17 protein-coding genes and 2 pseudogenes are annotated in these 22269 nt (G+C 30.6%); all 19 read right to left on the minus strand.

The window, feature by feature from the left end; translation table 11 throughout:
- The 19 genes and pseudogenes from P3F81_RS10835 to P3F81_RS10925 all read right to left on the minus strand — a co-directional run bounded on the left by P3F81_RS10835 (position 1) and on the right by P3F81_RS10925 (position 22222).
- Positions 1 to 1134 carry a DegT/DnrJ/EryC1/StrS family aminotransferase gene (locus P3F81_RS10835; protein ID WP_309320394.1) on the minus strand — a complete coding sequence of 378 codons (1134 nt, stop codon included), beginning with the start codon at positions 1132 to 1134 and terminating at the stop codon, positions 1 to 3.
- 9 nt (positions 1135 to 1143) lie between these two features.
- Positions 1144 to 1575, minus strand: coding sequence for a cupin domain-containing protein (locus tag P3F81_RS10840; protein ID WP_147670158.1), 432 nt, complete (start codon positions 1573 to 1575; stop codon positions 1144 to 1146).
- 10 nt (positions 1576 to 1585) lie between these two features.
- The gene (locus tag P3F81_RS10845; protein ID WP_147670159.1) at positions 1586 to 2797 is read right to left on the minus strand and encodes a glycosyltransferase family 4 protein; all 1212 of its coding nucleotides are present in this window, start codon (positions 2795 to 2797) and stop codon (positions 1586 to 1588) included.
- Positions 2794 to 3783, minus strand: coding sequence for a GDP-mannose 4,6-dehydratase (locus tag P3F81_RS10850; protein ID WP_147670160.1), 990 nt, complete (start codon positions 3781 to 3783; stop codon positions 2794 to 2796). Before P3F81_RS10850 ends, P3F81_RS10845 begins: the two co-directional genes overlap by 4 nt.
- Positions 3771 to 5174, minus strand: coding sequence for a class I SAM-dependent methyltransferase (locus tag P3F81_RS10855; protein WP_147670161.1), 1404 nt, complete (start codon positions 5172 to 5174; stop codon positions 3771 to 3773). The genes P3F81_RS10850 and P3F81_RS10855 overlap by 13 nt, the downstream gene beginning before the upstream one ends.
- A 16-nt stretch (positions 5175 to 5190) precedes the next feature.
- The gene (locus P3F81_RS10860) at positions 5191 to 6741 is read right to left on the minus strand and encodes a capsular polysaccharide export protein, LipB/KpsS family (protein WP_147670162.1); all 1551 of its coding nucleotides are present in this window, start codon (positions 6739 to 6741) and stop codon (positions 5191 to 5193) included.
- A gap of 65 nt (positions 6742 to 6806) precedes the next feature.
- A complete protein-coding gene (locus P3F81_RS10865) occupies positions 6807 to 7703 on the minus strand; it encodes a radical SAM protein (RefSeq protein WP_147670163.1) in 897 nt (298 codons plus the stop codon).
- Between the two features lie 72 nt (positions 7704 to 7775).
- Entirely contained in the window at positions 7776 to 8651 is an 876-nt protein-coding gene (locus tag P3F81_RS10870; RefSeq protein WP_147670164.1) for a class I SAM-dependent methyltransferase, read from the minus strand.
- Between the two features lie 9 nt (positions 8652 to 8660).
- Complete coding sequence (locus P3F81_RS10875; protein WP_147670165.1) at positions 8661 to 9941, minus strand: DUF4910 domain-containing protein; 1281 nt, start codon at positions 9939 to 9941, stop codon at positions 8661 to 8663.
- A 15-nt stretch (positions 9942 to 9956) separates the two neighbouring features.
- Positions 9957 to 10995, minus strand: a pseudogene (gene pseI, locus P3F81_RS10880) (pseudaminic acid synthase).
- 83 nt (positions 10996 to 11078) lie between these two features.
- Positions 11079 to 11546, minus strand: coding sequence for a GNAT family N-acetyltransferase (locus P3F81_RS10885; RefSeq protein WP_147670166.1), 468 nt, complete (start codon positions 11544 to 11546; stop codon positions 11079 to 11081).
- Positions 11500 to 12354: a UDP-2,4-diacetamido-2,4,6-trideoxy-beta-L-altropyranose hydrolase gene (gene pseG / locus P3F81_RS10890; RefSeq protein WP_309320395.1), complete on the minus strand. Its 855-nt coding sequence runs from the start codon at positions 12352 to 12354 to the stop codon at positions 11500 to 11502. The genes P3F81_RS10885 and pseG overlap by 47 nt, the downstream gene beginning before the upstream one ends.
- A gap of 94 nt (positions 12355 to 12448) precedes the next feature.
- Positions 12449 to 12621: pseudogene (locus P3F81_RS10895) on the minus strand (polysaccharide biosynthesis protein); the annotation flags it as partial.
- 14 nt (positions 12622 to 12635) lie between these two features.
- Positions 12636 to 15173, minus strand: a complete 2538-nt coding sequence (locus tag P3F81_RS10900) for a CDP-glycerol glycerophosphotransferase family protein (RefSeq protein ID WP_147670167.1) — start codon at positions 15171 to 15173, stop codon at positions 12636 to 12638.
- A 78-nt stretch (positions 15174 to 15251) separates the two neighbouring features.
- Entirely contained in the window at positions 15252 to 15980 is a 729-nt protein-coding gene (locus P3F81_RS10905) for a phosphocholine cytidylyltransferase family protein (protein WP_147670168.1), read from the minus strand.
- A gap of 14 nt (positions 15981 to 15994) precedes the next feature.
- Positions 15995 to 17065, minus strand: coding sequence for a pyridoxal-phosphate-dependent aminotransferase family protein (locus tag P3F81_RS10910; protein WP_309320396.1), 1071 nt, complete (start codon positions 17063 to 17065; stop codon positions 15995 to 15997).
- Positions 17066 to 17097: 32 nt separating this feature from the next.
- Positions 17098 to 18732: a LicD family protein gene (locus P3F81_RS10915; protein WP_309320397.1), complete on the minus strand. Its 1635-nt coding sequence runs from the start codon at positions 18730 to 18732 to the stop codon at positions 17098 to 17100.
- A 438-nt stretch (positions 18733 to 19170) separates the two neighbouring features.
- Positions 19171 to 21135, minus strand: a complete 1965-nt coding sequence (locus P3F81_RS10920) for an O-linked N-acetylglucosamine transferase, SPINDLY family protein (protein WP_147670170.1) — start codon at positions 21133 to 21135, stop codon at positions 19171 to 19173.
- Positions 21136 to 21196: 61 nt separating this feature from the next.
- Positions 21197 to 22222: a CatB-related O-acetyltransferase gene (locus tag P3F81_RS10925; RefSeq protein ID WP_147670171.1), complete on the minus strand. Its 1026-nt coding sequence runs from the start codon at positions 22220 to 22222 to the stop codon at positions 21197 to 21199.
- Positions 22223 to 22269 lie beyond the last annotated feature (47 nt).

A 22269-nucleotide genomic window follows, 5' to 3' on the forward strand; every position in this document is an offset into this window, starting at 1 on the left:
TCACTTCATTGCATTACTCAAACATACTTTTAATTGCTCTACAACATACTTAATCTGTTCATCCGCTAAGGTAATGCCACTAGGTAAATAAAATCCTTTTCTTGCTAACCTTTCTGCAACGGGATATTTTTCACCAACAAATAAATTCATTCTTTTAAAAACTGGTTGTTCATGAATGCACCAAAAAAATCCTCTCGTACCAATCCCTTTAGCACTCAAGTTCTCCATCATGTACTTAGCATCAATATTTAATTCATCATCTAAAACAATACCATATACCCAATAAATATTATCAGCGTATTCCTTTTTAGACACAGGTAGTTGTATGCCTTGAACATCCTTTAAAAGTTCCGTATACAAATGCCCAATATGACGTTTTTTTTCTACCGTATCTTCAATACGTTCCAATTGAGCACACCCAACTGCCGCTTGTAAATTAGTCATACGGAAATTGTATCCTAGTTCTTCATGCACATATCTCTTACCCTGTTGAAAAAATAAATTTCGTATTAATTTACAACGCTCTGCTAATGCCTCATCATTAGTGACTAACATACCACCTTCACCACAAGTAATATGTTTATTCGGATAAAAGCTAAATGTGCTAATGTTACCAAAACTTCCACATGGTTTTCCATTATAAGTTTGTCCATGCATTTCAGCCGCATCTTCAATTATATGAAGATTATATTTTTTCGCTAACTCAGTTATTTTATCCATTTCAACGGGTAAACCATAAATATGAACAACCATGATAGCTTTAGTTCGCTTAGTAATTTTAGCTTCAATATCTTCGACCTTCATATTCCATGTAAATGGATCAGAATCTACTAAAATAGGCTTTGCCCCAACACGCACCACAGCTGCTGCACAAGAAATAATTGTAAATGTCGGCATAATGACTTCATCATTTGGACCTAAATCTAATGCCATTACAGAAGTATCCAATGCTACCGAACCATTAGATACTGAAATTCCATATTTTCTATTTGTTAATTGAGCCATTCCTTCCTCAAAACGCTTTACAAAAGGACCTTCAAAAGAAATCCAGCCACTATCTATACATTCATTTAAATATTTTCGTTCATTTCCATCTAATTTAGGTTCATTTACAAATACCCTCTGCATATCCATCTTCACAACCTATTCAGCTAATTTTATTTCACCAGTTTTCACTGATTCAAATCTAGTCTTATCATTTTCTCCCGCATATGGACCTTGCTTTACCTCAAACATTTCCACATCTTCTAGAACTTCAAATCCATGTCCACCAGATGCTAGTAAAATAACATCCCCAGCTTCCAAAACATGACTTTCAACATAAACTTTTTCATCTGAATAAAAATCCACACGAAGTTTTCCTTTTTTGATAAAAAGAATCTCTTTCGTATAATGAACTTCCCTTTTTACCATATTATGTACATGTGGTTCTATTAAATGTCCTTTCTTATGCTGCATATACGCAAGTTGCTGTGATAAGTCATTTGATGTAAAAAAAGAGATTCCTGGCTTTTTATATGAGTTTAGAACGATAATAGCTAATAACTCTTTTTCACAATAAACTTCTTTATGCACACTATTACCCTCACTCTTTCTTTTCTATATATCGTAGAATTAAATTTCCCTCTTCGATTAAATTTTGAATTCCATATTTATCTTCAATAAGCCTATTGCAATTTTCTGCTATAATCCTAGCAAATTCTTTATCCTTAATAAGTTTCACTATATTTTCTACAAAATCATCGGCTTCATCTGCAATAAGTATATTTTGACCAGATTCTACAGGAATTCCTTCTGCACCTAAAGTTGTAGAAACTATCGGGATTTTACATGCCGCAGCCTCTAAAATTTTAAACCGAGTTCCAGATTCAAAAAATAAAGGAACAAGAGCTACATCAGCATTTTTAAGATATGGTAAAACACTATCTACTTTCCCAACTATACTAATTGCTTCATCATTAATATCTGATAATGTATTCTTAGACCCATTCCCAATGATATAGAAACGAATATCAGGAATTATTTCTTTCAATTTATCCCAAACATTATCAAGCACCCATCTTGCCGCTTTATCCATAGGCGAATTAGGTTCAAAAGTGCCAGCTAAATAAATACAAGGATTCTGAAAATTCATTGGACGTTCACCAGCATCCTCATAGTTTCTTAAGTCAATCACATTGGAAAAAAGTTTAATTTTATTTTTATCCTCAGTTAACTCTTTGTAATACTCTGCATCAACTTTCGATACAGCCGTTGTCACATCACAAAATTCAACCCATTCTTTTTCTTCTTGTTCCTTTTTGCGTCCTTCTTTTTCTATAAGTTTTTTTTTATGTATATCCTTTTCATAAGGAATTCCTCTTAATACAAATCTAGACCATACACTATCTGTGTCACAAATCATTTTTATCTGTGGAACTTTTTTCTTTATATTTTTCATTAGTTCATAAGAAATGTTTCCGTATCCAAACCAAATAATATCTATCTTATTTTGCTTAATATAGTTAATAATAAAATCTTCATCTTTATCTAAAAACTTTTTATTAAACCCAAACTCCATATCCCTCAATACTTTATTCTCAAAAAAAAATTTTACTCTGGGAACATATATAAAATTAACACAATGCCGTTTATAAAATTTTTCTGCTTTTATACCACCTAATGAACGTCTACTAGCTCTTGATATAACATGCAATTCACAAATTTCATTTAAAGCCTTAATCGAATTTTCTATTCTTAGTTGTGGTCCTCCAGCAGCTGGATGCTCAATTATCGGTGATGTAAATAACACTTTCATAAATTTCGTCCCCTTAAAATCTCAATATCATTCATGACCATCTCTTGTATCATTTCATAAAAACTTTTTTTTGCTATCCAACCTATAGCATTTTTTATTTTTTCACAATTTCCAGCCAGCGGAATATTCTCTCCCGGCCTATAAAAATCCTCATTTATTTTTAGATAACTTTCATATTTTAATCCAACACTTGAAAAAGCTACTTCAAGAACATCTTTTACCGAGTGCAATTTTCCTGTTGCAATAATATAGTCATCAGGTTTATTGGTTTTGTTTAGCATTCGCCACATAGCTTCTACATATTCTGGGGCATATCCCCAATCACGTTGCGTATTAACATTTCCCAACTCTAAGCATTTCTCATACCCTAAATAAATCTTTGCAACAGTCGAAGTGATTTTTCTTGTAACAAAAGCATATCCTCGTCTAGGCGATTCATGATTATAAGTAATTCCTGTGCATGTATACAAATTAAATCTTTCTCTATAGTTTTTTACAACATGATAACTGGCAACTTTTGATATTCCATAAATAGAGCGTGGATTGAATTTTTCATTTTCATCTTGAGGTGAATTTAAGGCATATCCAAACATTTCACTTGACCCAGCAAAATAAACTTTGCAATCTGGAACTAATTCTTTAATGCTAGATAATAAAAAATGTGTAGAATTAAAATTTGAATTAATAATAGATGTTTCATCTTCAAATGAATAGCTAACAAAACTTGCAGCTGCCAAGTGGTAGCATTCATCTGGTTTAATTTGTGCTATTAATTTATATATTGCTAAATGATTATCAAGCTGACAAATATGTAAATGTATTTTATTCCGAATATGATTTAGATTAACCATTCTATTTACATTTTCAATAGCCGTCCTTCTAATAGTCCCATGAACTTCGTACCCTTTATTTAGCAATAGTTCTGCTAAGTAAGAACCATCTTGACCATTTATTCCTGTAATTAACGTTTTTTTTACTTTTCGCATAAAAGAATCTTCCTCGTACACGGATGTGAATCCATCACAGTTATTTTTGGAAAATATAATTTAATTTTATCTTTAAAGCATTCCAAATTATAATTATCTTCAGAATATAAATGTAAATTTGAAAAAAAATCAGGATTATCTTTTATCAAACTATCTTCTAAACTGACAAATTCAATAACTAAGGTATCAGTCACTTTCGATAATATATTTATTATATCTGAAATATTTTTCCCCTCACCTAATAACAAATGATGCAATAAACCTAAACACAAAACTAAATCCACTTTAAATCTTTCTATTGGCATTAAAAATAAAGGTCTACTTTGAACTACATTAGACAAAATATTATCGCTATTATAATCAAAACCATAAAACTCTTTAGTTAAATCATCAAATGACATTTTCAATGGAAGAATATTTAACTCATTTTCTTTCGCATATAAATACAATGCATCAATAGATGATTCGTCAATATCCAATGATACAACCTTACTTCCCATTGATTCTGCTAATAATGAAAACCAGCCTGTGTTCGAGCCAATATCCATTACCATATCATATTTATTACTCAAAAGTATTTTATATATATTTTTTTGCTTCATTAGCCAATTATCAATATTTTTTAAATTAAAATTTTCTTTTTTATCATTGTAATAAGTTAAATAGCCACTTTGGGATGGTGTTACATCCAATAATTGAATTTTTTCTATTAAATAATCATATACATCATCAATATTATTTTTCTCCATAACATTGTAAATACTATTTCTTAATTCTTTAATTTGGTAATCTATTTTCTCTATATCATCCCAATTATTAGTCAATAAATTCTTATTATTACAACACTTATCCCTTAAACACTTTCTAGCTTTATTATAATTTTTCTGATACATAATTAATAAAGGAATTAACATATATGGAATAAACATTCTTTTAATAATTATACAATTATCATTTTTATCATCAACATCTTGAAATAGCCATTCTTCATTCTTAATATCTTCATTAAAAATAAGCGATAAAAAATCGATAAAAATAGGGGTCGTATTATTAAAAAGAATATTATTAGGCAATGCATCTTTTAAACAAATACCTTTTGCGCTTAACTGCTTACAAAGATGCAAATGAAATAAAACAGCATCTTTAAACATATTTGCAGTCCATTCATACGGATACGAAATTGTATATTTATTATGTTTTAACTCATATTCTCCATCGTCACACCATGTACTTGTAGGAACTATCCCAGATTTCTTTAACACTTGTTCATATACTAACAATATTTTTTTTGTAGCCTCTATATATTCTGGATTAATCTTTCGTAATACATATTTGCCATAATCATATACAGTTCCCCGATTGTCATAACCCAATAAACATTTCTTAGACATATTACTATCACCTAATTTATTTATATTTTTCGTAATATTTTTCTTTTTCTAATTTTTTCAAGAATTCATCATCCATGATAAATTCTTCATCCGAAATAATTTTATTACACAAGAAATCAATAATTAAATCTTTTCCTGGCAATAAATTATCCAATCGATCTTCATGGATTTTCCACCAACCCGTTTTATCATCTTTTACAATAAGCAACGGTATTTGCCGCTGAATAAAATAATTATAAGCATATTTTTTTGCATATTCAATTTGTGTTTCTGACAATACCGCTATTTTATCAGTATTCATAAGTAAATTTTTATACTCATCTATAGTATTGGCATCATATGTAAACCCTTTATTTCCATAATGTGCAGTTCCCGCCAATATAACCGGCTTACCAAATAAAGATAACTCCAACCCTGCTGTACCATATACAGTTATTCCACCATCAATCATTTGATAAAAATTCAATGGATTAATTTTTTCATCTGCACCAATCAATTTTACATTATTAGGTAAATCAGTAAATTTAATTCGTATTAAATCTTCAATTCCCGAACCATTTTTATTAGACCATTTTTCAGCCGGATGTATTTTTATTATAAAATTAACATTTTTAATTTTTTTTATAATAGTTATCGTGTCAATAATCCACTCATTAAATGTTTTATATAACATCGGTGCATAATCTGTAACAGAGTCCCAATTTACATGGGTAAAAATGGCCCACGTTGGATTTATATTATCAAAACTATATTTTGCCTTTATAATAGACAATTCACTATATTTAGAAAACTTACCCATATCGAAAGATATATTGTCTAAATATCTTCTTTTTATATATTCATTAAGACGATTTCTATTTTCATCAGATAAGTTATCTTCTACAATATTACTCCAATTATCCCCATCAATATTATGCATATCAATGACATCTACATTTCTTATAACTTTAAAATAAAAATTTGATGCTAAATAGCTACTCATCCACCCAATAACAGGAATCCCTTTTTTATTAGCCATTCTAACAGCTGGACCCCAATCTACATAAATTGCATGTGACATATATAGCTTTTCAGGTTTTAAAATATCCAATGCTTTCTTACTAGCAATTGCGTTAATATAAGCACTAAATACATATTCCTGCATAACATTATCAGAACATTTTTCTAGTCTATGCCCTTGCAGATATCGATATATCGATGATTTTATATTTGTTCCTATGTTAATTCCGTGATATTCTATCGAATCAATTTCATCCCACTTTGCTTGTTGTGATAACTTTCTTGCTATATCAAATTCTTCTAAACTAATATAGTCCCCAACATATGAATATTCTATTCCTAACTTTTTAAGAACTTCTGTATTATTTTCACAACACCTTTCACATAAATCAGACCATACATTATAGGAATAGCCATTAAAAATTTCCCTCCGCACACAAGCACAGTATTTACCATCACAGATAATTGCATGAGTTTCAATTCCTCTAAAATTTAAACTTTTTGCAATAATACCCTCCACACTTAAAATTTCTTTCATCCCACCAGGTACCCAAAATAATATTTTCATCTATAATCCCCCTGTCTTAAAGAACACATATCAAATATATTAATTTTATACTTTATTTTTTTACTTTAACAACACTCGCCACATATTTTATGCATTCTATTTTTCCCACAACGAACAGCCTCTTTATATTCACTACTATTTCGTATTTTTTCGATAGAAGATTTAAAAACATTTCCTACTACTAAATCACCATATTGATCTTGACAACAAATAGTATAATTACCATTGTAGTAAATGGCATCGCAAAGATGATTACATCTAGGAATAAGTGGTTTAGTCTTCATTTCTCCACCACTACCACTATAATTAAATCTTAAAAATGGTAATACATCTTCTGAAACTACATTATTAAAATAATATTCCAATTCTTCTTTTGTACAATGTGAAGGTACTGGGCAAGTGGTTGTATATTCATCAACACAATTTGGTGTTCCGCCAAGTGATACAACAAAATCAATTAAATCTTTATTCTGATGTACATTATATTTTGTACAATTCATTTTCACATGAACCATTTTGTTTGCCTTATAAACTTTTTTTAAATTAGAAACAACTTTTTCAAAATTAGAATTAATCATAACTTTTTCATGTACTCCCTTAGTGATACCACCGATATTAACAACTATAGGAATATTTGTTTCTACTAATGCTTGTATATCAATATCCATGCTAAAATTCGAATGAACTCCTACATTATCTATTTCATTCTCCTTTAATATCTTACACATATTCCAAAAATCAGGATTTAACAATGGTTCACCCCGAAAAAATGGTGCTATAACAAAATTTTCTTTTATATAATCTTTATTAGTTTCTATTAAATTTTTAAAAGTATTTAATGACATATGATGTTTTTCAATTTTATTAAAGGTTTGCATAAAGCACCATACACACTTTACATTACACATTGATGTAACCTCAATGGTAAGCATATCCTTAGGCTTTCTTTCAAAATTATTCATACGATAACTCCTTATATTATATTCAATTTTACAACGCTTAGCAGTAGGATTTGATATGTAAACAAATAGCGATTATTTATTCTTATTAAACTTATAAATTAAACTCATCATATTTCCCCAAAAAGCCGGTGCTTTAAAATCAATTTTCATATTTTTTCTTTTTAATTGAATCGCTTTGGCAACTTCCAAAATATCACTTTCCATATTTGCGTAAGGCGTTTTTTCATAAAAATACTTTTCTCCTACTTTTAATAAACCCTTACTAGTAAAATAATTTGTAAATACATTTTCTGTATAGCCAAAAAAATCAGCACTAGTAACCGGCAAATTAAAATTTTCTTTAAATAACTTAAAACAAAATGAATCCATGTTGGGCTGTGCAGTAATAAAAATACAACCATTATTATTTAATAATGAAATCGCTTTATCTAAATAATTTATCGGTTCCGGAAAATACTGTAGCACACCTCTAAAAATAATCAAATCATATTTTTCATTAAAATTAAGTTTCGGGAATTCACCATAATAAATATCATGAGAATGTTTCGCAACCTTGGCTGCCTCTCTGCCAAATTCTACCCCAAAACATCTATATCCATGCTTCTTAAATACATCTAAAAATGAACCATTTCCACAACCAATATCTAAAACATTTCCATTCATTTTATACTGTTGAATAAACTTGAAATCTATTTGATACATTTCGTTTCTTTTCTTAACCAATTCATCATCATGTACATGGACTCGACTTAAATAATCATCCCAATATTTTTTTAATCCACTCTCATTTAATCTTTTATGAGCAAAAACAATACCACATTTTTTACATTTTACGATATCGCAATTCATTTTATCCTTATACAAAAATTCAAAATCATTATATTGTTCATCTAAATGCCACGGACAATTGTTTAACACTTCAAAATCTTCTTCTTTTAATTTATTCATTGTCGCCAACTACACTCTCGTAATTAAATTATTTTTTATCAATTTATCAACAACTGGTATTAGTTTTTTTACTGGTACCCCAATAATGTTACTTATATCAAATAAATCATTTCTCCCATCGGCATATGCAATAAAATCGGTCATAGCTTTCACTTCATTGTAACCGCCTTTTTGACTAATCGTTGGATATAACCCTCTTTTCCCAAGTTGAGGCTCACATAAACAATTAATTTTATAATTATAATTATTCTCTAACCCAATAATGCACTCTTGATAAGCTTCATATGCCCCCTGCAATCCTTCTGGTGATATCAATGTCATATCATCTTTCGATGTATGATACTCTGGATATCTACCATATTTCGAACGACAAATAGCACATACTGGCAAATCAACACCCGGAGCATTATACTGTCTTTCATCTGAGCCTCGTTGTAAAAATGTGTATGTTCTATAATCCGGATAATAGTATTTCAATATATTTTTCGCTACTTTATCCGCTAATGTATTACCATAACGAGATTCTACATAAGAAAAGGTTCTATTATCGCCTACACAAGATAAATTAAATCCTGCGATTACATTTTGTTTTAGACACTCTAAATTTCTACTCAAATAAGTAATCGAACCAATAGTTTCCGGAATAAAAATAATTCTATATGTATAGCGTCTTTTTTCTAAGTTTGCTAACCATTTTGCTAAATATATTGCTACCACCGGACCAGATAATTCATTATTCGCCATTGACGGATGGCATATATATGTAGATAAAAAAATTTCTTTCTTAGTTTCACCAGGGATAATAATTTCGCCATAGGTTAAACTGCCATTTTTTAATTCACTATCAATATATATATGATATTCATCTTCCAGCAACTCATTTTTTTGATTTTCTGACATACAAAATCCATAACGCTCTTTATAGTAAGAAGTTATATATGGAATTACCTCTGGCTGATCTGGTTGTGTATAAATTATCTCTTTTAACTCTGTCAGATTGACTTTTTTATTTATAGGTAAAGAATATCCCACTACATGAAGATTATTTTTTTGAAAATCAAGTATTTTTTCGCCATTTGAATTTTTAATATATGCATCACGTATATTCCACTCCTTAGGAACACACCAGTCAAAAACTTGCGTACCTGTTGGTACTTCATAAATTTTTATATCTGAATAAATACTTTTTAAAATTTTCAAAGTATCTCGTACACCATCACCTGTTATACTTCGGCATATTGGAAATAGTAGCTTCGCCAACTGATACATATTTTGTCCAGAAGTATTCATTTATCATCCATCTCCTTAAATTAAATCAAATGATACTGGACTACCTTTTTTAACATCACACTTCACCTTTTTCCCCAGCACAATATCATAATACTTCGGACTAAGTCCCAATCCGGGCCTGATACTTCTCATATTTTTCTCCGTGATTACCTCTCCTGCTTATATATCTTCTACAATATACAAGCTTCGCCTAAATTGTATAGACTTCTTCTCTTGTTCACTAATTCCATAGTGAATTTGACCTAGTGCCTCATATGCCCGATTTACCTCTTCAACTAACATCTTCATTTCTACTGGTTCTAATGAAAATGCAGAATCTACTCCACCATCGGCACGAGAAATTGTAAAATGTTTTTCAATTACAGTTGCCCCCAAAGCTACACTTGCAACGGCTGCTCCTATTCCTAACGTATGATTGGATAAGCCTACTTGACAATTAAATAACTCTCTCATATGTGGGATCGTCAATAAATTTGTTCCTTCGGGAGCTGACGGATAACTGCTTGTACATTTTAGTAATATTAAATCTTTGCATCCATTTTCTCTAGCTGTTCTAACTAATTCATCAAGTTCTGCAATACTCGCCATCCCGGTTGAAGCAATTATTGGTTTACCCGTTTGAGCCACTTTTTTTTATTAAAGGCAAATCTATATTTTCAAACGAGGCAATTTTATATATAGGAACATCTAAACTTTCTAAAAAATCAATCGAAGTAGCATCAAACGGCGTACTAAATCCTACGATTCCCAGCTCTTTACACCGTTTAAAAATTGGCTCATGCCATTCCCATGGAGTATATGCTTTTTTATACAAGTCATATAGTGAAGTCCTATTCCATGAATTATATTTATCTTTAATAAAAAACTCTCGTTCTGCAATATCCAAAGTCATTGTATCCGCTGTATAGGTTTGCAATTTTAATGCATCAGCACCAGCTTTAGCAGCTAACTCAACGATTTCCAAAGCTCGCTGTAGTGATTGATTATGATTTCCTGACATTTCTGCAATTATAAATGGTTTTTCTATATTTTTCTTAGTTATATTCACCTGCATTCACATCCAATTCAAAAAACCTTAATAAAAAATATTATTAAAATTCTTTGTAGATTTATTTCAATAAATTCACCATATATACTTTAATCAGGTAGTAATTTTGTGTAGATACACATATTACCTTTTAATTCTTCCTGATAATTAAGAATTTGGAAAATATGTCGAGATGCTACATTTTCTAATTTCACATAACCAACTATTTTTTTTAAATTAGCAGCATTTTTTAATAATTCCTGTTCCGCCAACTCTAATATACTCTTACCATAACCCATTTTTCTATATTTTGAATCAATACTATAATTAACCACACCTATTTTTCCTTCTATATCAATGCGAACCTGTCCTACTTCCATATCAGCACATATTAAAATATAAAATAGTCTCGCATTATTCTGTAGTGTTTTTTTCAACCAATTTAAATGTTCTTTAAAATCTATCAAATTACTATTAAAAGAGTTCTTTCGAGTCTCTTTTTCATTACGCCATATATACAATAACTTAGCATCATCCAATTTCACTGCTCTCAAATAACAATTTAATCCATTCATCATCTTTATCTCTCCTGAACCTAGTACAATTGTATTGCAAATTTTTATATTTTTTCCCTTGCAAGCTTAATATCACTTCGCAAATAACATGATTGGTTACCAAAGAGCTTTTACCTAAATACTTAATAAATCCGCTTTCATCACAATCTTCAGCAATCTTAATCTGATTTTCTGCCACAGCAATCACAATCGTTGGCAATCCTAAAAAGAATCTTTCCCACGTAGTAGTCCCAGCAGCACCAATTGCTAAGTCTGCTTCATTCATCATTTCTGCCATATTATGAATCTGGCAATAATAGTTCATCCAGTGATATCGCTGACAAAACTCTTTTACTTCCTCTTTATACTGATTGCTTCCACCCACGACAACATTTACAGTTATATCTTCTCTATTTAATGCTACTAATGCTCTTAACGTTTTCATCGTTTCATTGGTTAAGTCACTTCCACCAAAAAACATAAGAATATTTTTTATCTGCCCATCTCGTTGTCGTTGTTTTTTCTTTTCTCTATAAAATTCTTCCCTAAGTAGTGCATATGTTGGTCCCAATAGCAACTTACAGTCATCACTTACCAATCCACTATATCGGATCTTCATATCTGCATAATAATTTTGGTCAAGCAATATATCACAATCATGTTTTCTATTTGCCAAATCATCTATGACCATAATCTTTTTTGTATATGTACGAACAATTCTTTCCCAAGTTTCATCAATTGCATAACTATCTACCACTAATAAATCAATATCTAAATTTTTTAATATTTCAATTACCTCTTTTGCATCTTGTTCTTGTTGAACCGTTGCCAATTTTCATAACCCGATAATTGATTCTCACTATTTGTAGGTAAAAATTCTATATATTTAAAACCATTCTGCGGTATTAAATAATTTAAGTTACCTAAAAATAGCGCATACAATCTTGATTAAATATTTGCTGCATTTCAAATTGTTTCAATTCATCACGTGAAAATACAATGACTTTTTAGGTTGATACTTCCTAAGCAATATTTTGATAAACTTTTTGCCGAAAGATCCTGTACCTCCGGTAATTAATATTGATTTATTATTAAACATTTTTTTCTTCATATTTATCCAATCAAATGATATATTTTACAACCAACGCTATGAACATCATCCCCAACTAAATTCAATTCTTCTGCATTCGTTTGCTTTAGTACTAAATATTGAATATAGTTTTCTAATACACCATATATCAGTTCTTCTTCCTTCCATATAATATTTTTTTTATTATTTTTTATATATTCTTTATTCATAATACGACTATATAAATTAGCTTCAAAATATCTACCAATTTTATGTATCGTCTGGTAGTGAAGATTATATACATATCCTTGATTGCTCGCAAAATGGAAAAATACAATTTCTTGATTATTTCTCTTTTTTATTATTCCAATTCCTGGATAATTATCATGTAGACCATCGCAATAGATAAAATTATGATTTAAATTTAATGACTCATCAAATTTTTTTATTCTCGTTATTTCACCTGTAGTCATATCTAATTTTAAAGAATTTTTGGCAAAGGCTTTGAAAATATATAAATTATTATTAAATATATGTATCATTGAAAATTTTCTAAGTTTATTTTCTACATTGTATGAATTTTTAATATTATATCTACATAATATTAAGTTTATTTTATTCCATTTAATAATTTCAGTTTCCTTGTTATTAAGAAGCCACAAATTTTCACCATCATAATCCATATAACTATAGCTAGAACTACTATCTCCAACTTCATATATATTACTTCTACCATCAATAAAGCTAAATTCCATTATTGCATTGCATTGAGGCAACGATATCCATATACTGTCTTTTGACATACAATATACTTCATCTAATATTCCTTTATCTTTATTTATTAGATATTTTTCTATTTTGTTATACCATTCATAATGATATATACATTGATCTTTTTTCACATCATACTCTATAATGGCTTCACAACCATAAGGAAATAAAAATATTTTTTCTCTATATTCCTTTATGATTAAATATTTATATTTTTTATTATACTTATTTTTTGTGTCTTTACATATAAATCTTAAGGATATCCTTCTAAATTTATACTTAATATAATCATACTCTAGCAAATATTGATAATTTCCATTAGGCATAATGTATAATTTATTTAGGCACTTTTCTATTCTATAACTTAAATCTTCGCATGGAATCTTGACGATAGATTTAACCTCGCCGGTATTTAAATCTATTTCTACTAAGTTTCCATTTGTATAACCAACAAACCAGCCACTATCGCCAACAACCACCATATCGCGAAAATTAAAATTTCGTTTTATTATAATCTCATCAACTAAACATTCTTCTATCGGTTTTCTTATATTTACATTCTGCACCATAATCGGCTTACTAGTTACCTCATACAACCATATTACCGAACTCATATCACCATAATACGCATCTGACCAAGTTATCGCTCTGTATAAATCAGATGAATCATCATAGATACCCCAGCCAGCTTTTTTATACTCATACTCTAGTTGTTCATATTCTTTTAAAAGCTCTGGCTTCATTGATTCAAATGTAGCTTTTAATAATGGATGAGGTCGCCACCATAGAGCTACGTCTTTTCTATCTCTAAATACCGAAAATACATACCGATGTTTTTTGATAAAGCTCTCTGTATCTAAAAGCATCGTCTCAATCGTTGTCAAATAAAGTATTATTTTTTTGCCATTAATTATTTTCTCCCATTGCTTAGGTAGTGCAAAATCTTCTTTTTTACTATTACGTACTTTATCAAATTTCGGTGAGCCCAATGCTAAAATTTTATTCTTTGGTGGATTTCCCCCAGGATAATTAGCTTCATATTGCTCTTTTATCTTTTCCGATTCCACAATTACCCTATCAGCATTAACTACACCTGGAGCTTTACACTTTATCGGCCCTACTATATCGCCAGATACAAAGTATGGTACATACACAAGCATATCTGTATATTTTTTCAGCTCCTTGGAATAATAGTTGGGATGCACTGATGTTACTAGATTATAATCATCGTAGGGATTATGTATATAAATTATATCTGGTCGATGCTTAGATATATCATATTCTTGCCAATTAGTAATCGGTACATAGCTAGGTAAATCATGACCTTCATAATTCCAATTTTTAGCACTTCCATCTGGATTACGATCACAATAGGGAATCGGCACTACATAGGCATCACAATTTTCGTCCTCGTCCGCTGCTTGCCAAATACTTTCAAGTGAGTCCCACATGGATGCATTATAAGGTAAAAAGACTACTTCCTTTCTGTTGTCTAATTGCATCACAATTTCTTTAATTTTCAAAATTTGTTTTCTGCTCATAAAAGATATCATGACAAGAGGTTTATTCTTTTGTAATAATATCTGCATTTTTTTTAGATTAGTTTCTATTCCATCCATTAATGCAAGACTTTTCTTCGCCCGATCATTACCAATAATACTGTTTTTTATTGGCAAAATACATGCTTGGCAATCTTGTAATACTTGTAATTTCAATTCATTTGTAGCATTTTTTGATTGTTCAATATAGGTTATTCCCTCATTTAATGAATTCAGCAATTCAAGAATCTGATTTTTAAGCGTTTTTTTCATCATTCTGCCCTCATACAAAATATAATTTGCATTAACTATAAAAATTATCAAAAAGGACTGATATCACCAGTCCTTTTTTCATATATAATATTTATCTTGCTTACGTTTCCATACGTATCCCATAATCCTTTCATAGTCCTCAATAAAGTCTACTTCTGCCCAGAAATAATTATATACATCACGTACATATACATTCTCCGTTGCACTACATTGGTATAATATATCTTCCCACCAGTAGTTGTATTTTTCTTCCTCAATAAGCTTATTCATCATAGATTTAAATGCTGGCATAAAACTTGGTTTAACTTTACAAATACCAACATATTCATGTGTGCGCAGCTCCATAGCTAAATCTTTACCGTACTTAACTATTTTATTATCTTTGCAACCAAAGAAATAGTCACCGTCTCTTACCCTCACACTAGAGGAATCAGCCAATAATACAGCTTCTTTTTCTTCAGATAACAGGATATTCAAAATATCCTGCTCCCAAAAAACATCAGCATTCATTAATAATAGTTCTTCATCATCCTGAATAAACTCTTTGGCAAACCATAGTGAACCTAAACTATTCGTCGCGCGGAAAAATGGATTATAATAGATTTCTACCTCATGTTCTTTTAGCTCATTTTCAATTTGATTATGTAAATAGCCAACAACAACAGCAACTTTTATATTATTCGCCAATAACATTTCAACAGTCTTCCGTATAATTGATATGCCTTCTATTTCTAGCAAGCATTTAGGTTTATCAATATTGCGACTGATTCTACTGCCAACACCTGCTGCCATGATAATCGCTTTCATAACATTATACCATCCTATTTATCATCATTTAGACATTTTTTTATTTCATTCAATAGTATTGTATTATCTGCCAACGATAAATCTCCTACATGTGAAATTCGCAAACTGCGGTCTTCTAGCTCTCCACCTGTTGGATTTACAAATATTTGTTGTTTATCTTTTAACTCCTCAAATATTTTCATTGCAATATCCTGTTTAAATAAAATTGGCGTAATCGCGTTAGATAATGGATAATTTGGCAAAGTTATCGGCATATTTTTTATATTATTTCTAAAATGCTCACACCGATTTTTTACTTCTAAGAGCCTATTTTCAATTCCGATATCCGTTATGTGTTTTAACATATCCTGTAATTGCAAAAATAGTCCAACTGCCGGAGTAAATGGAGTTTGTCCACGCCTAAGATTATTCATATAATCTTTAAAATCAAAATATAAACTCCGTGGATTAATAGAATTGACTTTTTCACTTATAATCTTTTGATTTAAAACAACGATAGATATTCCCGGTGGCAAGCACAAACCTTTTTGCGAACTAATAATCGAAACATCAATTCCAAATTTATCCATATTGTATGTATCACACAAAAAAGTGCTGATTGCATCAACGATGAGATACATATTATTTCTTTTGCAAAAACTTGATAGTACCTTGATATCATATAGCTGCCCCGTTGATGTTTCATGCAAGTTGACAAGCATTGCCGTATATCCCTTCGCTTCATAAGGCTTTAGAGATTCGGACCTAAATTCTTCATCAACGCCCAATCGCAATGCATCATAAGAAATGGAATGAATTTCACAGATTTGTTCGAATCTTTTTCCAAATGAACCGCCTGAAATCACCAAAGCTTTATCAGATCTATCAAGGCAATTCATGACAGTAGCTTCCATCGCTGCTGTACCAGAGGCAGTTAAATAGATACTCTCTGATGATGTATCCGTACCAATAATATTTTTTAGCATCTCATCTATTTCTAACATAATATTAGAGAATTCGTTTGTTCTGAAGTACGGAATTAAATTAGCTCCTATATTCAGCGTATGTTGATACATTTGAACAGGTCCTATTGTAAATAACCTCATCTCATCATCTCTCTATCTAAAAAAATAAAGTTCTATCTTTCCAATATAAACAGCCATTGTTTTGTTTCTTTTTGATTTTTTATATCAGCTTTGAAAAATTCTTCTTCTACATTTAACTTAAATCCATGATCATATAAAGGTTTAAAAATTTGATTATATTCACTAATCGTGCGATAAATAGCACTATATTCCGAATCTAAATTATCTGAATAAAATTTATTTAATGTAAGCCTTTCTTCTAATGCAATCGGTTCAGAAATATAAATAATGCATGTTTCATCTAAAAACGACGTCAATTTTGCTATACAATCTTTTAAAATTTCTTCATTTATATACATAAGAACTCCACCCGAAATGATGAAACGATTAAATTTTGTATTGATTGGCAATTGAATTTCTTCATTCACTAATTGTTGCAATGAAGCATTAAGGAAATATGTCTTGCCATTCTTTTTTATATCTGCTCTTTGTTTTGCTAATTCAACAAATTCTTTTACATAGTCAATTCCAACATATGTTTCTGCTGTATCCGTCAAATATTTTGCAATACGTCCTGTTCCAAAACCCAACTCTAATACTTTAGAATTTTCATTTAATCTAAATAATGGCAATCTATTTTCAATTTCATATTTGGTCCAATATTCAATTTTCTCAGGAGCCTTATCTGCACATAACACAACTGGTGCATCTATATCAATCGCAACTTTATTAACAGCTCTTTTTGCATAAAAATCATGGATACTATCAGCGTCTATTGCTACGTTTTCATTTTTTATTCTTTTTAAATTCATGTAAGAGTCCTTCTTTCCTAAAATTGTACCATCTGAAAATTTTATATATTCTGCATCTGCATTACCACTCCTCTTCTCTATGGGTGGCAGCCCCATATATTCACCGTATTTCAGGTAGAGAATTTCATGATATCCATTTGGAATAGAAAATTTATACCCTTCAAAATTCCAATCCAGACTCTCTTTATACCATTCCCGTTTAAAGGCCCCAAAACCGACATAGTCTCGTCTAGTTTGCAGTTTTGTATTGAAAAATGCCAAAAGTTCAGTATCATAATTACTATATAGATGAATCAGCCATTCATAAAAATTTACAATCAAGCTTTTAGGTAACAAAGATAAGCATTTAAATAAGATTCTCTGTTTCTTAGATTTTGCACGCAAAGCACCTACCGATGACCATGAAAGTTTTCTGCAACATTCAGCTCCAACATCCATAAATTTTTGTATAATTGGATTACTTGAAACATTATCCATAATAAATACATCAATACAAATTCCCGTTTTCTGCTTTAAATGACTTTGCCCTACGCGTATAAACTCCGTTCCTTTACGTCGCATCTTGCCATAAACCCAATTATAATTATAATCATTCTTATAGTTTTGGAAAAAAAACTTTTCCGCATCAATTTCATCTTCACATACCTCGCAAAATCGCTCATAATCACTGCGAAACATTTCAACATCTACATCATCATCCCAAGGAATAAACCCTTGATGTCGAATCGCTCCAATTAGAGTTCCACATGATAAAAAATATCTTATATTATGTTTTCTGCAAATCCGATCAAATTCCACCAATAAATCCAGCATTTCCATTTGCAACTTTCTTAATTGTGCTGGGTTTAATTGTATCGCTGTTTGTTTCGCATCCATGCTTTTCCTCCCATATTTCATTAATAAAATATTATTCTATTTGTTTTATCGACAAATTGACAAAAAAACTTAAATATCTAGATACATTCGGGACTTTTAACCTTTATTTTTATTCTTGTATTCTATTATGTATATTGTCAATCCTCCCCTTAAATACTTTTTCACTTATTAGCCCCGTTTATCTTTTTCTAAAAAAAAAATCCAATCACCTTAAAGTATTCTCTCTATGTAAAATTCCTTACATTAGAGAATGCTCAGGCTATGGATAATGATAAACATTTATACTTTTATTGCTTTAACTAATTTCAGGAAGGTGTCTACCGTTACAATATCCACCAATATAAGATTATCAACGATACTGTTGAGTATCCATCTATATTACTTTCTTCATTTTATAAATATACAGATGACAGTTTTCTTCTTAAACTTTTTCTATCTCTACCCATTTAGCCATTTGTTAGCTAAGATTTCACTATATGCCCGCTCAATCTCTTGCATATATAATTGAGTATCCATTAATGGCGATTTTTCCATCATTGTTCTTAGATTTTTGTGCAATATATCAATTAATTCAAGGTCATTTGCAAGAGCCACTGCTTTTTCAATATATTCCTGTGTATTTTTTGCTACAAGTTCCCCCAAGCCGACATTACACAAAATGCTATAACCAAACCTCGCTCCATGTCTTTGCCCCTCCATTGTAATGACTGGCACACCCATATAGAGCGTATCACAGGTCGTCCCCCCTCCTGGATAAGGAAATGTGTCAAGAGCAATGTCAATATCACGCAGTTGTTCCATATAATCACTAGTCGCAGGACGAAGTTCGAGTTTCCGTGCTTCAATGCCGAACTCAGCAAATCTATCGAACACTTCCTTGCAAAAATTTTCATCAATATAGACTAAACTTTTTAATATTAGCTTTGAGCCTTTGACCTGTTTTAAAATTTGACTCCACACCTCAATAGCTTGATTCGTTATTTTTGCATACTTATTAAAACATCCAAACGTAACATAGCCATTTTTTATGTATGGAGATAGCCCAATTGTTGGTGCATCATCCCATGGGGTATAGCAAAATTGACAATATGGCAGCCTTAGTAGTTTTTCTGAAAATAAATTATCATATATCCCAATAGGATCAACAAAATTGTCTGTTAATATATAATCAACTGTCTTTAATCCCGTCGTATCAAAATAACCCAGTCCTGATATTTGCACTGGCGCAGGTCGATAATTTAGAATTGGCAATGCATTGTTAGCTGAATGTCCTGCCAAATCAACTAAAATATCAACTTCATCTTGAGCAATCAGGCTAGCAACACTGTAATTATCTAGCCCCTTCACATTCCGCCACTGGTTAACAAATCGTTTAAGCTGCATTGTAATCTTATCTTCTTCATTTAAGCAATAACAATACACTTCAAAGCTTTGTTTATTATAATATTGCAGGAAAACCCGATAAAAAAAGCTCATTACATGCTGACGAAAATCTGGTGAAATATAGCCAATTCTAATTTTTTTCTTCTTTCTCATATGATAAAGAGTTTCCTTTGGTACAGATGAAAGTAAGTTTTTATACTTACAATGCTCTTGAAAAAGATTTTCACTTGTCATAACATCCTCATAATGCAAACACATTAGGTAAGAGCTGTACGCTTCACATTTTTCCTTAGCAACTACATTATATTTACTTGCCGATAAATAAGCCTCGCAAGCTTTTTTTATTTCACCAACATACATATATAGCTGACCTAAAGCCAGAAAATTTCGTCCAACAAATGCACTTTCTTTTATCATACTGTCTTTCAATACTAATAAATTAGAAGTTTCTAATGCAGAGATTGCCTCCCGATACATAAATAGACCTCGTTTTGCAAATCCGATAATCATATATGCTTCAGCATCAAGACATGATTTATATTTAATTGCAAATTCAGCTTCAGCTACGGCTTCCTCATATTTTTCCAGTTGCGAAAATACATAAGCTGTAATATAAAAAAATTTTTCATCTGATCCAAAAGCAGCTCTAAGACACATCAAGTACTGTTCAGCTTGCTTAAAAAGTTTTTGTTCAATAGCCTTATTAATAGCAAGTTGTAATTCACCTAACGTCAAATGTTTTTCATCAAAATAATCTTTCAAATAAACTAATACGGGATTAATATAATCTTGACAAACAATTTGTTTATATTCCGTTTTGTGATCTAGTTGTAAATCTTGATATTTCTTTTCTAAAAAATTGCATATATTTGCAACGATTTTCTCTTTACTTGCTAATCGTTTTTTTATAGAAATTAAGACAGACAAGCTTCTATCAACAATTTCATTTGCCTCAATATCCTCCCAATTACCAGCTAAATATACTATCTCATCATGTAATAATTCAACTATCTTTCGCATACCGTCACCCTTGATTTTTTATAGATTACCTTTTATCCGTATCAAAGTTTTCATCTTTCCTTTATACAATGCTAACCATCTTGTCCTTGAAAATTATTGCATCTGTACCAAATAAAAGCTCTACCCCATAATCTGTTGCATAATCTATGTATTGTGAAGAAATATCCTCTTTATTCGTGATAAATATATCTATACTACTTAATACATCTACTGGTATTTCATCTTTTGTATTATGGCTCATAATAAGCGGAGCATTTTCGCCCGCTTGTTGTAACATCAAATGTATTTCTTGCATCTCCTTTGATTCCATATCTTTAGGTGATACTTCTAGCAACAACGTCTTTTTATCAGCTAAAGTATATTTATTTAAATACTGGCTAATAACTTTTTCCCATACTGGCTTTTTATCAGAAAAGTCTACAGCAAAACAAAATATCTCATATCCATCTTGTTTCAACCCTTGCAATTCCACTGCTGCCTCTGTTAAGATATTAACATTTGTTTTCGGGTTAAATTTCTCTACAAAAACATCGGGAGTTTTCATTTCGTCAATAGTATTCTTTATTTTATCTTCCGGCCAATTCCACCACTTTATTTTTTGTAATTTTTCTATTATATTTTCTGGAAAGCGATATTTTATAACCTTTGCTGGATTTCCTACAACAACTGCATAGGGAGGGACATTCTTTGCAATAACTGCACCAGCTCCAATGACTGCTCCATTACCGATATGGACACCTCCCATAATCGTAACATCACAGCCAATCCAAACATCATTGCCAATAACAACCTGACAACGATTAACGCTATCTGCATGATTTTGCCCATCTTTTTTTATTAAGTCAGCAAATGGATACGTTGTAACTTGATGATAATCATGATTCAGTCCTACTTCAAATATAAGTCGATGCCCAAGCGAAGAATATCGTCCAATTAGCACATGACACTCTAAAGATCCAAATTCTAAGTTTCCATTTACAAAATATGAGCCAGGGCCTAAAGTCACTGCTGTATATTCATTGTTTTTATCTAAAAATATTTTCCGCACGTTAGTATCAAAATTCGCAAAATCAACTTGAATAATCATATACTGCCCTCTTTCGCAATTGCTTTTAGCTATAATTATATATTGGG

Origin of the sequence: Selenobaculum gibii (genome assembly GCF_030273445.1) — a bacterium.
Classification (GTDB): Bacteria; Bacillota; Negativicutes; order ICN-92133; family ICN-92133; genus Selenobaculum; species Selenobaculum gibii.